General features: G+C 62.1%; 15 protein-coding genes. 5 read left to right on the top strand and 10 right to left on the bottom strand.

The annotated features are described in order from the left end of the window. Positions 1 to 32 precede the first annotated feature (32 nt). Positions 33 to 1,007, bottom strand: coding sequence for a metal ABC transporter substrate-binding protein (locus tag SynTAK9802_RS04870; RefSeq protein ID WP_255487857.1), 975 nt, complete (start codon positions 1,005 to 1,007; stop codon positions 33 to 35). A gap of 48 nt (positions 1,008 to 1,055) precedes the next feature. Between SynTAK9802_RS04870 and SynTAK9802_RS04865 the strand changes: the two genes are divergently transcribed. Together SynTAK9802_RS04865 and SynTAK9802_RS04860 are read left to right on the top strand one after the other, a co-directional pair. Then, positions 1,056 to 1,745, top strand: a complete 690-nt coding sequence (locus tag SynTAK9802_RS04865) for a metal ABC transporter ATP-binding protein (protein ID WP_186497564.1) — start codon at positions 1,056 to 1,058, stop codon at positions 1,743 to 1,745. After that, complete coding sequence (locus SynTAK9802_RS04860) at positions 1,738 to 2,535, top strand: metal ABC transporter permease (RefSeq protein ID WP_186497562.1); 798 nt, start codon at positions 1,738 to 1,740, stop codon at positions 2,533 to 2,535. The genes SynTAK9802_RS04865 and SynTAK9802_RS04860 overlap by 8 nt, the downstream gene beginning before the upstream one ends. 12 nt (positions 2,536 to 2,547) lie before the next feature. Here SynTAK9802_RS04860 and SynTAK9802_RS04855 read toward each other — a convergent pair whose 3' ends face one another. The 5 genes from SynTAK9802_RS04855 to SynTAK9802_RS04835 all read right to left on the bottom strand — a co-directional run bounded on the left by SynTAK9802_RS04855 (position 2,548) and on the right by SynTAK9802_RS04835 (position 5,625). After that, positions 2,548 to 2,712, bottom strand: a complete 165-nt coding sequence (locus SynTAK9802_RS04855; RefSeq protein WP_186497560.1) for a hypothetical protein — start codon at positions 2,710 to 2,712, stop codon at positions 2,548 to 2,550. Positions 2,713 to 2,728: 16 nt separating this feature from the next. Then, positions 2,729 to 2,962 (bottom strand): hypothetical protein, encoded by a 234-nt coding sequence (locus tag SynTAK9802_RS04850; RefSeq protein ID WP_186497559.1) that lies wholly within the window; start codon positions 2,960 to 2,962, stop codon positions 2,729 to 2,731. 186 nt (positions 2,963 to 3,148) lie between these two features. Next, positions 3,149 to 3,340: a hypothetical protein gene (locus tag SynTAK9802_RS04845; RefSeq protein ID WP_186497558.1), complete on the bottom strand. Its 192-nt coding sequence runs from the start codon at positions 3,338 to 3,340 to the stop codon at positions 3,149 to 3,151. Between the two features lie 38 nt (positions 3,341 to 3,378). Continuing rightward, positions 3,379 to 4,482: a glycoside hydrolase family 10 protein gene (locus SynTAK9802_RS04840; RefSeq protein ID WP_370586389.1), complete on the bottom strand. Its 1,104-nt coding sequence runs from the start codon at positions 4,480 to 4,482 to the stop codon at positions 3,379 to 3,381. Positions 4,483 to 4,629: 147 nt separating this feature from the next. Continuing rightward, positions 4,630 to 5,625: a ribose-phosphate pyrophosphokinase gene (locus SynTAK9802_RS04835; protein ID WP_186497556.1), complete on the bottom strand. Its 996-nt coding sequence runs from the start codon at positions 5,623 to 5,625 to the stop codon at positions 4,630 to 4,632. A 56-nt stretch (positions 5,626 to 5,681) separates the two neighbouring features. Here SynTAK9802_RS04835 and SynTAK9802_RS04830 point away from each other — a divergent pair, with 56 nt between their 5' ends. After that, positions 5,682 to 6,182: a hypothetical protein gene (locus SynTAK9802_RS04830; protein WP_186497555.1), complete on the top strand. Its 501-nt coding sequence runs from the start codon at positions 5,682 to 5,684 to the stop codon at positions 6,180 to 6,182. On the opposite strand, the gene SynTAK9802_RS04825 is transcribed toward SynTAK9802_RS04830, so the two are convergent. Next, on the bottom strand, positions 6,179 to 6,835 hold the full coding sequence (locus SynTAK9802_RS04825) for an LCP family protein (RefSeq protein ID WP_255487856.1): 657 nt from the start codon (positions 6,833 to 6,835) through the stop codon (positions 6,179 to 6,181). The genes SynTAK9802_RS04830 and SynTAK9802_RS04825 overlap by 4 nt on opposite strands. Positions 6,836 to 7,189: 354 nt before the next feature. Here SynTAK9802_RS04825 and SynTAK9802_RS04820 point away from each other — a divergent pair, with 354 nt between their 5' ends. After that, the gene (locus SynTAK9802_RS04820) at positions 7,190 to 8,218 is read left to right on the top strand and encodes an NAD(P)-dependent oxidoreductase (RefSeq protein WP_115010267.1); all 1,029 of its coding nucleotides are present in this window, start codon (positions 7,190 to 7,192) and stop codon (positions 8,216 to 8,218) included. 31 nt (positions 8,219 to 8,249) lie between these two features. Beyond that, complete coding sequence (gene malQ / locus SynTAK9802_RS04815) at positions 8,250 to 9,818, top strand: 4-alpha-glucanotransferase (RefSeq protein WP_186497554.1); 1,569 nt, start codon at positions 8,250 to 8,252, stop codon at positions 9,816 to 9,818. Here the strand turns inward: malQ and SynTAK9802_RS04810 are convergent. Genes SynTAK9802_RS04810 through SynTAK9802_RS04800 form a run of 3 tightly spaced genes read right to left on the bottom strand, consistent with a single transcriptional unit; the run spans position 9,752 to position 12,554 of the window. After that, positions 9,752 to 10,672, bottom strand: a complete 921-nt coding sequence (locus tag SynTAK9802_RS04810; protein WP_186497553.1) for a helix-turn-helix domain-containing protein — start codon at positions 10,670 to 10,672, stop codon at positions 9,752 to 9,754. The two genes, malQ and SynTAK9802_RS04810, sit on opposite strands and share 67 nt — an antisense overlap. Continuing rightward, a complete protein-coding gene (locus SynTAK9802_RS04805) occupies positions 10,663 to 11,415 on the bottom strand; it encodes a pseudouridine synthase (protein ID WP_186497551.1) in 753 nt (250 codons plus the stop codon). Before SynTAK9802_RS04805 ends, SynTAK9802_RS04810 begins: the two co-directional genes overlap by 10 nt. Next, a complete protein-coding gene (locus SynTAK9802_RS04800) occupies positions 11,412 to 12,554 on the bottom strand; it encodes a cell wall metabolism sensor histidine kinase WalK (protein ID WP_186497384.1) in 1,143 nt (380 codons plus the stop codon). Before SynTAK9802_RS04800 ends, SynTAK9802_RS04805 begins: the two co-directional genes overlap by 4 nt.

The raw sequence follows: 12,554 nt of genomic DNA, 5'->3' as shown, positions 1-12,554 counted from the left end.
ATAGTGGAAGTAAAAGTTAAATTAGAGCTTGGTCAACGAATAGATGACCATTCAGCATTCAATTCTTTGGCACCTGAGATATCGCAGGAACCACCTTGACCATTTACGATCGTACAGACGTTGAGAGTCGCCGTCGAAACAGCATTAAGACCTTCAGCGATTCCTTCTCCGTATAGCGGAGTTTTCGCAATGGGCAACCCAGTGCTCTTGCTTATGCGTTTTAGAGTTTTATTCGGGAATGCAGCGGGAGAAAAAATAATTTGCGCACCAGAAGTTTTCACCTCCTCAGTAATCTTTTTCAGACTGGAGGGCCTCAAGACTCCACCGGTGGTGTGGCTGTCCAACATCGCAAACTCAACAAGTCCGAAGCGATCAGCGAGATGGCTATATGTCTTGTGATCGGTGACCATGACCCGCTGCGCCGAGGGCAAAGAACTGAACTGCTTGGCTTCCCAGCTCTGAAGTACCTGGAAGACACCCACAGCCCGAGCCGTTCGTTGCTGCAAGGCCGCACGATCACTGGCAGTCAGAAGAGGTGCCAGAGAACGGGATATGACCCGCACCATCGCAGCGGAATTGGCCGGATCGTGCCAGACGTGGGGGTCGCTACCGCCATAGGACGGCAAGGCGACTTCACCGACCGCCACCACCGTTCCCGGTGACTTGAGCTTTTTGGCGGAAGGGGTCAGCCCAAAACCAATATGGAAAATGAGATCGCTCTTGGCGATTACTGCACGATCACTGGGCTTTAAGCGATAGGAATGGGGATCACCACCAGGGGGGATCAGGCACGTCACCGAGGCTGCAGCGGCAGCCAGTGTCTTGGTGAGATCGCACAGCGTGCCGTCGACGGCCACCAGCACAGGTTGAGCCGCACTGGCCGGAACAACACCAGCGCCAAGGGCCAGAGCAACACAAACCCCTGCCGAATGAGCCAAGGGAAGACGCATGGACAACGAAATGAGAATGATTATCATTTTGGTGATCGCATGATCCTTTGCCACCATTGGGTGTGCAAAACGACAAGAGGCCCACTTCAGGCCACCAAGGGGCTGATGAACGATTCTTTGTCTGTGCTGAGCACAACCGAACTGAGCTTCAGCTACGGGAGTCGTAAGACCGTCGACCGCGTCAACTTGCAACTCCGGGCTGGAACGCTAACTGCACTAGTTGGCCCCAATGGAGCCGGCAAGTCAACGCTGTTGCACCTGCTGGAGGGGCGACTTAAACCCAGCCAGGGAACGGTCAACTCCACTAAACCAATTGGCCTGATGCCCCAGCGGGCCGCCATTGACTGGTCGTTTCCGATCACCGCCCGCGACATGGTTCAGCTGGGGGAGCCCAAAAAGGGCAAAGCCACAGCAGTGAACCACTGCGAACAGCTGCTGGAGCGGGTCGGCATGGGAGCCATGGGATCACGACGCCTAAACCAGCTCTCTGGCGGCCAGCAACAACGCGTCCTGCTGGCCAGAGCATTGATGCAGCAGACCGAGATCCTGCTTCTGGACGAACCCTGCAGCGCTATTGATCCACCAACGCGCGAGCACCTGATCAAGGTAATGAGAGACCAAGCAGAAGCAGGGCAAACGCTGCTGGTCAGCAGCCACGACTGGGGCAGAGCCCTCGACAGCTACGACCAGGTGGTCGTGATGGACGGCCAGATCCTGGCCAACGGATCACCCGACACGGTTCGAGAAAAACTCAGCGACCTGACTTGCATGATGGGGAGCCACTGCTGTGGTTGAAACCGATATCTGGTGGCTTCTTCCACTGACGATCTCGCTGTTGATCGGAGCCATCTGTCCAGCAACTGGAGCGTTGCTGATCACCCAACGCCGGGTGCTTTTGGCCAACCTGATGGCCCATTCCGTTCTGCCTGGCTTGGTGGTCGCCCTGGCCATCGGGATCGACCCAAGCATCGGGGGCCTGATCAGTGGATTGCTAGGGGCCCTGGTAGCTGAACGCCTGAACCGGCGCTTCAAAGGCAGAGAAGAAGGCGCCATGAACACCGTGCTGGCCGGCTTCACGGCTCTTGGAGTTCTGTTGGTTCCCCTGCTGGACGCTCGGGTGGACCTGGAAACGATTCTGTTCGGCGACCTGCTTGCCGCCAACACAACAGATCTGCTGCGAACAGCTTTTGCAGCCGGAGCTCTATTGGCGCTGTTGATTTGGGGCTACCGCGACCTGGTTTTCGTTGGCATCGACCCCGAGGGAGCAGCAATCGCCAAACGACCGGTGCTCTTGATTCGGCTGATCTGCAGCCTGATCACCGCCCTGGTGGTGATCAGCGCCATTACTGCCGTGGGGGTGATTCTGGTGATTGGCCTGCTGTGCGCTCCAGTGCTGATGCACGTGGAGCGCAGCCGAAGCCTGAAGGAACTCATGCTGCGCAGCGCGAGCACGGGGCTGCTTCTGTGTGGTGGCGGAATGATGCTGGCGATTGCTGTTGACCTGCCACCGGGCCCACTGATCGGAACACTGTGCTTGGCACTGCTGTTCACCTACAGGGTCAACACTGCAGAGCAACAGTCATAAAAGAAGCTTTCTTTACGGCTTTTGCTTCAGAAACATCCGATCGAGTCGGCGACGCATTCTCCGCATCAATGTGCGTTCCTGCTCCAGGCGGAAGGTGCGCCGAAAGGCCAGGAACAACACAGTCAGCGTTGAGGCCATCCCCACGCTGAATAGGGCAATCGAGCTTGCATCGCTCATGGCTCCATCCAACCCGCTACTGAACAATGGCGAACCAACCGCCAGCCAGGGCTGCAATCAAGCCACAGGCGAGGGCTTGAAGCACAAATTGGCCTGAATCTTTCTTCTCCCAACGATCAATGGCCTTCGATACCGTCACAAACGGTTCTTTGTTCCTGATCAACTTATCGATGTACCGCTCGATGAACTGATCATCGAGTTCAAGCCGCCGCAGCTTGGAACGAATCTGGTTGAGTTCAAACTGATTCATGGCTCAAAACACCTAAACTTTTCGCCTATTCATCGTCAAAGGGCTATTCCTCGAAACCCGATATCGAGTAAACCAAAATTTTAGCGAGGCCATTCCCTCAACGCGACCCTTTCGCACAAGAGAGATAAATGCGTCTGTCTGAATTAGTACTAAGCCGATCAATGAACAGCACGTTGAACAAAACATCTAAAAGCCTTTGGTACGTCTTCGCCCCTTCGGTTGCATCACCTCAATTGTTGTTGGCCGTGTCTTGCTGGAATACCAAACGCGTTGCGCTGCGTCGTAGCTCTCGACATCCTTGAACGACCCATCACACAACCAGACGCGGTAGTGGTGACGGTCATAGGGGTCGGAACTGGTTTCAGTGAACTGTTTCATGCAACTCAATAACGATCGTGTCGAGCCAGGTCTGCTGGTCAATCAGATCCAAGCCTGGTGAATGCTGCGCGGCGAGGATCTCGATACCGCTCCGCCACATGCTTGCCCCATAAGCCTTCCCAGTAGAAGAAGATCACGCCATGACCGCGTTGCCGGGCCAGGCGGACTTTTTGTTCCAGAACGGCCATCGAGGTGATGCGTTTGCCGAATCCCGCCAACACGCCAATCTGCGAGGGGATGCCCCAGCTGCGGGCTTTGCGCAGCGCCGGCTGATCCAGGTCTTTGGCGAATCCTCGAACGGAATAGGCATAGTTCTGAATCACCAACTCTTCAATCAGTCCGCCCAAAGCCCAGAGCTCCCAGTCCTGCAACCAGAGGTTGTAGGCCGAACGGAAGGGACCTGGAGACAGGCTGATTCGGGTGGAAAGGCGCTCTTGCTTGAGACGTTGCCGCAACTCACGCAAGAGAGTGGTGAGTTGATTGCGCCGCCATTTCATCCACTGCCGATTGCTGTGATCCCGAGGAGGCACCAGTCCCGTCTCCTGCCGGTACAACGCCACGGTGGTGGGGTCATAACCGAACTGAACCGGCCAGGCGAAGTGGTCGTCCAGTTGAAGGCCATGCATCGGACAACGCTTCAGGGTTTCCACCACCAAATCGATGAAGCGGGCACGAACCCCCGGATGGGCAGGATTGAGCCAAGCCATCCGATGGTTGCCATGCATCGCCATCCAACGTTGGCCATTGGCCTTGGCCAATACCCAGCTGGGGTTGTTGCGCACAACAGATGAATCGGCCGGCTCCATCAAGCCGTACTCAAACCAGGGCATCACCTTGATGCCGCGGCGCCGACCTTCCGCCGCCAGGGTGCAGATGGGATCAAGACCGACCCCAGCCTTCTGCAGCGGCGGCTCCACTGGAGCGAAGCGGCTGCGATGAAACGTGGTGCCACGGCTCCAGACATTGGGCACCACGCGATTGAAGCCCGCATCCTGCAGCTGTTGCATTGCAGCGCTGATGCGCTTCCGGTCGTAATAGAGCTGGCTGGGGCTGTTGGTCAGCCACACCCCCATCGTGCTGCGGTTTCGGAGCAACCGGTCCAATCGGGACTCAGCCATCAGAGGTGCGGGAAGCCCCGCCATCAGGCTGGCCAGAGCAACACCAAACAGAGGCTTCCACCGCTGAGCCAACGCCGTTGAAGCACCGGGCCTCAAGGATGGCGCGGATCAACCGTGATCAAGCCGAACCAAGCCCGCTCGTTCAACAGTCCATGGGCCCGCGGCCAACGATCAGCGGAACATCGAGCTCACAGAGCTCTCTTCATGGATGCGCCAGATCGCTTCCCCAAGCATGTTGGCCACGGAGAGCACCTTCAGCTGAGGGAAGACCCGGTCCTGCGGGATCGGGATGCTGTTGGTCACCACCACCTGCTCAAACAGGCCGTCAACGGACAGACGTTCGCTGGCGGGGGGAGAGAAGACGGCGTGGGTGGCGCAGGCCAGCACCCGCTTGGCCCCTTGCTCCCGCAACAAGCGTGCACCGGCGCAGATCGTGCCGCCGGTGTCGATCATGTCGTCGATCAGGATCGCCGTCCGCCCCGCCACATCACCAATCACCGTGAGGCTTTCGGCCATGTTGTGGCCGGTGCGGCGCTTGTCGATGATCGCCAGCGGGGCATCGTTCATCTGCTTGGCGAAGGCCCGGGCCCGCGCCACGCCCCCAACGTCAGGAGACACCACCACCACATCTCCCAGATCCTGGGTGGAGAGGTAATCCACCAGCACGGGAGAGCCGTAGATGTGATCGCAGGGGATATCGAAATAGCCCTGAATCTGGGCGGAGTGCAGGTCCATTGCCAGCACGCGGTCAACGCCCGACGTCACCAGCAGGTTGGCCGTGAGCTTGGCGGTGATTGATTCACGACCAGCGGTCTTGCGGTCAGCTCGGGCGTAGCCGTAGTAAGGGACCACCGCAGTTATCTGCCGTGCGGAGGCCCGTCTGCAGGCATCCACCATGATCAGCAGCTCCATCAGGTGATCGTTCACAGGTGCGCAGGTGGGCTGGATCAGGAACACGTCGCAGCCACGGATGGACTCCTGGATCTGCACGTACAGCTCACCGTCGGCAAAACGCTTGCAGACGCGGGGACCATCAGGCACCCCGAGATAGGCGGAAATCTCCTTGGCCAGAGCAGAGTTCGAGGTGCCGCTGAACAGGCGCAGACGACGACTGTCCGGGGTCATCTGCTCCTGTTCGGAACGGGCTGCTGTCAGGAAACTTGTCACGGCGCCCGCGGAACGAATTCTGCTGTAATCCGATGGTAGAGGTGAGCAGTGCCCCCATGTCCACAGGTTTCCCACTGTTGGTGGGTGCGGGCCCCCTGCCTGAACTCAAAATGCGTCAGGCCTGCGAAGCCCTGGCACGGGCTTGCCGATGCCCTCTCACCACGGTGGCCAGTGGTGCATCACCGGCTGAGGTTCTGCAGACCAACCCGGCGGCAACAGGGCTGGTGCGGCTCAGCGGCGACGCAGCCCGGCCGACCCCGCAGGGTGATGCCAGCTGGCTGCAGGCCCTGGCCGACTGGCGTCAGCCGGTGCTGCTGCTGACCACTGCTGAACAGGACGGTTCAATCTCTGGCGCAGCCGCGGCCTACGCCGCCCTCTGCCGGGAACTGCAGGTGCCGCTGCTCGGCCTGGTGCAGCTCCAGGGCCCCTGGAATGGCCCAGCGCGACGCCGGGACGGCCTCAGCTGGCTGGGCTGGATTCCCGATGAACAGCATCCGGAACAGACCGAATGCGTCAACGCCCTCGCACGGAGGCTGCAACTCCGCAGCCCCGCTTAACGCTGGGGCCAGAGGGGAAAGCTGGCTCCGGCGTCGATCTGGCGCAAGGTCTGCTCACCGGCCCGCTCGGCCAGGGGCAGCCGGCTGATCCGTGCGGGTTCAGGGCTGACGATGATCGCCGCGGCCAGGCTCAGCTGCTCCGAACGACTGAGGTTGGTCTCCAGCTCAGTGTTCAGTTGGTTCACCAAACCAGGAATCACCTCAATGCCACTGGGAGCCTTGACCTGTTCAATCAGACCCTCAACGAGGATGTTTTGGCGCCGGCGACGCTGGGAGACAGCCTTGGGATCGGGCAGATGGCGCACCAGCTGTTCCGCCTGGGCACCGTTGAGACGCTGTCGTCCGGCCTGGAGCATGACGGTGTAGTCCTGCGTCTTGTCCTGGCGTTTGTAGGAGTCGCTCAACACCACCTCCACTTCGCCCAGACCATCCACCAGGCGGCGTAGGGCCGCACGGGACATCACCACATAGCGCTTGGGATCACCCTGCTGAAGACCAACAATGTCGCGGATGGCATCGCCGAGAAGACTGACGCCACCCCGTCGCCACAACTGAGCCAAGGGGCCCGGATTCTCTTCGCCAGGGAGCTGAACTCCGAGCTCCGTGGGGATCTGGAGCACCTGTAGCGGCTCCTGGGCGGCAATGCGAAGCAACAGCAGTGCATCGGCATTGGGGGGGGCTTGGGCGCGGCCTGGTTGGAGGCGGCACCCAGCCGATCCGCATCAACACCGATCACCAACACCGTCACCGGGACCTCCGGGAAGGGGGCCAGAGTTTCAGGTTGATCCGCACTCAGCGGAGCGCCCGCGGCAACGCGATCGGGTTTTGGCCAGAGGGTCGCCATCAACCACCCGGTCACACCAATCCCCAGCACGGCAGCACCGACATACAGCGCACCGCGAACTCGGGATGGCGACAACCAGTTCATTTCGCTGGACGAACCGCAATGGCGCTTAGTTTCGCCCAGATCTCCAGTTCCTAGCCTGGGCCCCGTGAAGCCGTCATCGATGTCCCTCCGCCACGACTACCGCAGCCGACCACCCGAACAGGTGCGCGTGGTGGTGTTCGGAGCCACGGGCTATATCGGCCGCTTTGTGGTGAAGGAACTGGTGGACCGGGGCTACCAGGTGATCGCCTTCGCCCGCGAGCGCAGCGGCATCGGTGGTCGTCAGAGCAGAGACGAGGTGATCTCCGATTTCCCGGGAGCTGAGGTGCGCTTCGGGGATGTCACCGATCCAGCCTCAATCGCCGCCGAGGCCTTCGATCAACCCACGGATGTGGTGGTGAGTTGCCTGGCGTCCCGCACCGGCGGCCGCAAGGATTCCTGGGCGATTGACCACGCAGCCACCCTCAACACGTATGAGCAGGGACGGGCGGCCGGGGTGGCCCACTACGTGCTGCTCTCGGCCATCTGCGTGCAGAAGCCGCTGCTGGAATTTCAGAAGGCGAAGCTGGCCTTCGAAGCCGTGTTGCAGGCGGATGAGGAGATGAGCCACTCCATCGTTCGCCCCACCGCCTTTTTCAAAAGCCTGGGCGGACAGGTGGAAAGCTGCCGCAAGGGCGGCCCCTACGTGATGTTCGGAGGCGGAACCCTGGCCAGCTGCAAGCCGATCAGCGAAGCCGATCTGGCCCGGTTCATGGCCGACTGCATCCATGACGCGTCCAAACGCAACCAGGTGCTGCCGATTGGGGGGCCGGGTCCGGCGCTGAGCGCCCGGGAGCAGGGAGAGATGCTCTTCCGCGCTCTGAACAAGCCCGAACGGATGCTATCGGTGCCGATTGCCCTGATGGATGCACCGATCGCCGTGCTGGACGCCCTGGCTCGCGTGTTCCCAGGCATCAACGACACGGCGGAATTTGGTCGGATCGGCCGCTACTACGCCAGCGAATCGATGCTCGTCTGGGATGAGCAGAAGCAGTGCTACGACGCGGATGCCACGCCGTCCTATGGAACCGACACTCTGGAGCAGTTCTTTGAGCGCGTGGCTCGGGAGGGCATGGCCGGGCAGGACCTGGGGGATGCGGCGCTGTTCTGAAGCCGCCATCCTTGGGTGACCAAGCCCCCCCATGGATCAGTCCACCGTTGACCCGGCCAAGGCCGGAATGGGGCGCAGCACCGGGGTGCTGCTGCATCCCACCGCTCTGCCTGGCAGCCCCGTCTGCGGCAGCTTTGGTGAGCCCTGCCGCCGTTGGATCCAGCTGCTGGCCGACCATGGCATCGGCGTCTGGCAGATGCTGCCCCTGTCCCCGCCGGATCCCACCGGGTCCCCCTACAGCTCTCCCTCCTGCAATGCCCTGAACCCCTGGTTCCTCGACGGCCAGGACCTGGCCAACGAGGGGTTCATCGGCGAAGAAGCGCTGAGGGCCGCTCCAGGGGCTGATGCACCGTTGGAGGGCGCAGAGCGTGTGGAGTTCAACCTGGCCCAGCAACGGGCCACTGCCCTAGGGGATGCCCTGCTTGCCGCCTGGCCTGAGCAGGATCCAGCGCGACATGCCGCCTTCGAGCGCTGGGCGCAACAACAGCGCAGCTGGCTGCAGGACCATGCCCGTTTCCAGGTTCTGCACGACCAACACAACACCGCTTGGTGGGAGTGGCCGCTGCCGCTGGCCCGGCATGACAACAAAGCCCTCAAGACCTGGGCGGAGCAACACCAAGACGCGTTGCTGCGGGAACAGCTGATCCAATGGCAGCTCGACCGGCAGTGGCTGGCGATCCGCAGCCAGGCGACCAGCCTGGGCATCCAGCTGTTTGGCGATCTGCCCTTCTATGTGAGCAGTGACAGCGCCGATGTCTGGAGCAACCGTTCGCTCTTCACCGTCAAGAAGAACGGCCAGCTCACCACCCAGAGCGGTGTTCCGCCCGATTACTTCTCGGAAACCGGACAGCTGTGGGGCTCACCGGTGTACCGCTGGGGACAGCATCGGATCACGCGCTTCCGATGGTGGCGGCAAAGAATTGCGCGCCAGCGGGAGATGGTGGATCTGCTGCGCCTGGATCACTTCCGGGCCCTTGCGGCCTTCTGGGCTGTCCCCGGTGGAGACAGCACCGCAGAGAACGGACAGTGGCAGCCCTCGCCGGGTCACGCCCTGCTGCGCAAGCTGCGCAGGGATGCCGGTGGCTCTCTCCCCTTGATTGCCGAGGATCTCGGCGTGATCACACCGGATGTGGAACAACTCCGCGATGCCTTCCGGTTGCCGGGCATGAAAGTGCTGCAGTTCGCATTCGACGGCGCATCCGACAACCCGTATCTGCCGGAAAACACCGATGGGCATCGCTGGGTCGTCTACACCGGCACCCACGACAACCCCACAACGCTGGGCTGGTGGAACGGGCTGGATGCCGACAGCCGCGCCCGCATCGCCACGCGGGTGAATGGTGAGATCAGTGCTCCGGCCTGGCATCTGCTCGACATGGCCTTTGCCACAACCGCAGGCCTGGTGATCGCCCCATTGCAGGACCTGATGCACCTCGATGACCGGGCCAGGTTCAACACCCCCGGCACCTGCGAAGGCAACTGGAGCTGGAGGCTGGGCGGCTTTGATGCCGCGCTGGGGAATGCCCTGAGTGGCTACGGGAGCAGGGGAGCGGTCTGGGGGAGGTCGCTCTCCGGAGCCGGAAATTTGTTGACCCGGTAGATCCCCGGCCGCTCTTGATCCAGAGGCAGAGGCTCTCCATTCCAGAGCACCTGATCCTCAGCACCAGCCGGAGGGTCCAGGCGCACCTCGATCGGGGCCATCAACTGCAGGGTGAGCGTGCCGGCGCTCGTTGCGAATTGAACCCGATCTCCCCCACCGCTGGAGAGCTGCAGCTCTCTTGGCTCAGCCACAACAACCTCAAGCACCCCCTGGGACTGCGGCAGGGCACCTCGCACCAGATCCAGCCACTGCTGAGGCGTGCGTTTCTGAACCTGTTCCAGGGGGCGCAGGGCCGCGATGCCTTCGTCTGAACCCACCAGGTTCGGACCACGGCTGATCGCCTCCACATCAGCACGCACGGGTTCGAGGCTGAGGCTGTTGCGCAGGGCCAGGTCCTGTTGTTGACGGTTGATGGCCAGCAGGCTGAAGGCGATCACCGCGGCGTAAACGACCGTTCCCTGCCAGGTGGTGAACACATCGATGTTGCCCAGGGTGAAGCGACCCAGGCCCGCTTTGGCGGGTCCGCGGCGGAGCAGCACCGGCGGGGGAAGCAGGGGGTCGAGGCATCCCCCGGGCAGGGCCAGGCGACGCTCGATCTGAGGAAGCATCGAGGCGAGATAGGCCCGCTCGGGCAGGCGATCACGCCAGCCCCGCTCAAGAGCCTCGATCACGGGGGTGGTGATCCGGGTCTCATTGGCCAGATCACGCAGCGAGAGGCCCAGCTCCTCACGGCGCCGCCGCAGCAGCAGCCCCAGATCCTGACGCTGCTGCTCCTGGGCCTCAACCGCGCCGGCATCAGGGCTGGAACCCTTGCGCGGACGTCGCCACCAAAGTCCTGGACGCTTCAGTCGCATGGGCTGTTAGTCCACTCCATCGGGTCAGCCCGTTTGAGCAAGGGCTTCCATTCTCCCTCGCTCAACCAGATCCAGCACCCCTCAGCCAGATCACCGAGCGGCAACCCTGCAATGGCCGTGCGCTGCAGGTCCAGCACCGGATGGCCCAGGGCTTCCGCCATTCGGCGGATCTGTCTGTTGCGCCCTTCCCGCAGCTCAATTTCCAGAAGCGAGCGGTCACCCCAGGCCCGCAACCGGCGCACCCGAGCGGGGCGGGTCAAGCGACCATCCAAAGGCAGACCCCGACGCCAGTGATCGAGGACCGGCTCCGGTGGCACACCCTTCACCCACACCCGGTAAGTCTTGGCGTGGCTGTAACGCGGGTGGGTGAGCTTCAAGGTGAGCTCACCCAGATCGGTGAGCAGAAGCGCACCATGGCTGTCGGCATCCAGACGGCCAACGGGGTGAAGACCAGCCCGATGCTGCGGGGGAAGCAGGTCCAGCACCGTGCGGCGACCCTGCGGGTCATCGCAGCTGCAGATCACCCCCACCGGCTTGTTGATCAGCAGCACCCGCGCCACACCACGGGACGGCAACGGCTGACCATCCACATGAATCGTCTGCTGCTGTGGATCGGCCTGGTCGCCAACGCGGGCGACCTGTCCATCCACCGTCACGCGGCCGGCCTGCAGCCATTCCTCAGCCCGGCGCCTGGAGCAGAGGCCGGCAGCAGCGATCAGTTTCTGCAGGCGTTGGCGCGTCATTGCAGGGGTTCCCTGGGCAGGAGCAGATCCATGCAGGCTCCACCGGCGGGATGGTTGCGAGCTTCGATGCGACCGCCATGGTTGACGGCGATCTGCTGCACGATCGCCAGGCCCAGGCCACTGCCGCTGCGGTTGGAGCGGGTGCGGGAGGGATCCCCCCGGTAGAAGCGTTGAAACATGCGCGTGAGATCGGCCTCACTCAAGCCAGGGCCATGGTCACGAATGCTGAGCAACCACCAGCCGCCGCTCTGGCGGACGGACACGTCGATGCTGCTCTGATCAGGGGAGTAGCGCAGGGCATTGTCGAGAAGGTTGAGCACCGCATGGTGCAACCGGCGCTGATCACCACTCAGGGGGCCTGATTCGCTGCGGTCCAGCTGCAGCGTCACCCGCCGTTCCTCCGCGATCGGGCCAATGGATCCCCAGGCGCTGTCCACCAGATCCTCCAGGGTGAGGGGCACATGCTCGCTGTCGTCCTGCGGCAGGCTGTTTTCCAACCGCGACAGCTCCAGCAGGTCTTCCACCAGCAGCTGAAGACGCCGGAGTTCCTTCTGCAGCCGTTGCACCAGAGCCGTGTCGTCTTCCTTGACGGCCAGTTCCAGCCGATCGCTCACCAGCATCAGGGCGGTGAGGGGGGTCTTGAGCTCATGGGCCACATCACTCACCCAGCGTTCCTGCTGCTGTTGCTGGGCTTCGAGGGACTGACGGCTGTGGATCAGCACCAGCCAGCATTCGTCACTGCCCGGCAGAACAACCGCCTCCAGCGGGGTCCCCTGTTGATCCCATTCACAACGTTTGGGACGCAGCTGATAGCGGCTGCTGAAGATCAACTCCTCCAAGACAGGAATGTCGAGGGCATCCCGGAGCTTCATGCCACGAACCAGGCGATTGGAGGGGATGTGCAGCAGCCGTTCAGCCCGGTCGTTGATGTAGGCGATGGAGTGATCCGGGGCCAGGATCAACCAGCCCTGGGTGGCCGCATCAATCCAGGCCAGCAGCTGGGGAGCGTTCAAGACGATGGAGCGCTCCTTGGACGTTCGCTTCGACGTTCGCTTGGACGCCAGAACACGGCGACGACGCTCCAGCAGAAGCGTGATCCCGATGCCAGCTGCAAAGCCGAGTGCGGCAGAGATCACCAC

Source organism: Synechococcus sp. TAK9802, assembly GCF_014279535.1.
Lineage (GTDB): Bacteria > Cyanobacteriota > Cyanobacteriia > PCC-6307 > Cyanobiaceae > Parasynechococcus.
Note: the sequence above shows the minus strand (reverse complement) of the source record. Positions and strands in the feature narration are given on the sequence as shown.

Bases quoted from the DNA above. Each gene is read 5' to 3' on its own strand.
- SynTAK9802_RS04870 (WP_255487857.1), bottom strand. From the start codon at position 1,007: ATGGTGGCAAAGGATCATGCGATCACCAAAATGATAATCATTCTCATT.
- SynTAK9802_RS04850 (WP_186497559.1), bottom strand. From the start codon at position 2,962: ATGAATCAGTTTGAACTCAACCAGATTCGTTCCAAGCTGCGGCGGCTT.
- SynTAK9802_RS04865 (WP_186497564.1), top strand. From the start codon at position 1,056: ATGAACGATTCTTTGTCTGTGCTGAGCACAACCGAACTGAGCTTCAGC.
- SynTAK9802_RS04845 (WP_186497558.1), bottom strand. From the start codon at position 3,340: ATGAAACAGTTCACTGAAACCAGTTCCGACCCCTATGACCGTCACCAC.
- malQ (WP_186497554.1), top strand. From the start codon at position 8,250: ATGGATCAGTCCACCGTTGACCCGGCCAAGGCCGGAATGGGGCGCAGC.
- SynTAK9802_RS04810 (WP_186497553.1), bottom strand. From the start codon at position 10,672: ATGCGACTGAAGCGTCCAGGACTTTGGTGGCGACGTCCGCGCAAGGGT.
- SynTAK9802_RS04820 (WP_115010267.1), top strand. From the start codon at position 7,190: ATGTCCCTCCGCCACGACTACCGCAGCCGACCACCCGAACAGGTGCGC.
- SynTAK9802_RS04805 (WP_186497551.1), bottom strand. From the start codon at position 11,415: ATGACGCGCCAACGCCTGCAGAAACTGATCGCTGCTGCCGGCCTCTGC.
- SynTAK9802_RS04840 (WP_370586389.1), bottom strand. From the start codon at position 4,482: ATGGCGGGGCTTCCCGCACCTCTGATGGCTGAGTCCCGATTGGACCGG.
- SynTAK9802_RS04830 (WP_186497555.1), top strand. From the start codon at position 5,682: ATGTCCACAGGTTTCCCACTGTTGGTGGGTGCGGGCCCCCTGCCTGAA.
- SynTAK9802_RS04855 (WP_186497560.1), bottom strand. From the start codon at position 2,712: ATGAGCGATGCAAGCTCGATTGCCCTATTCAGCGTGGGGATGGCCTCA.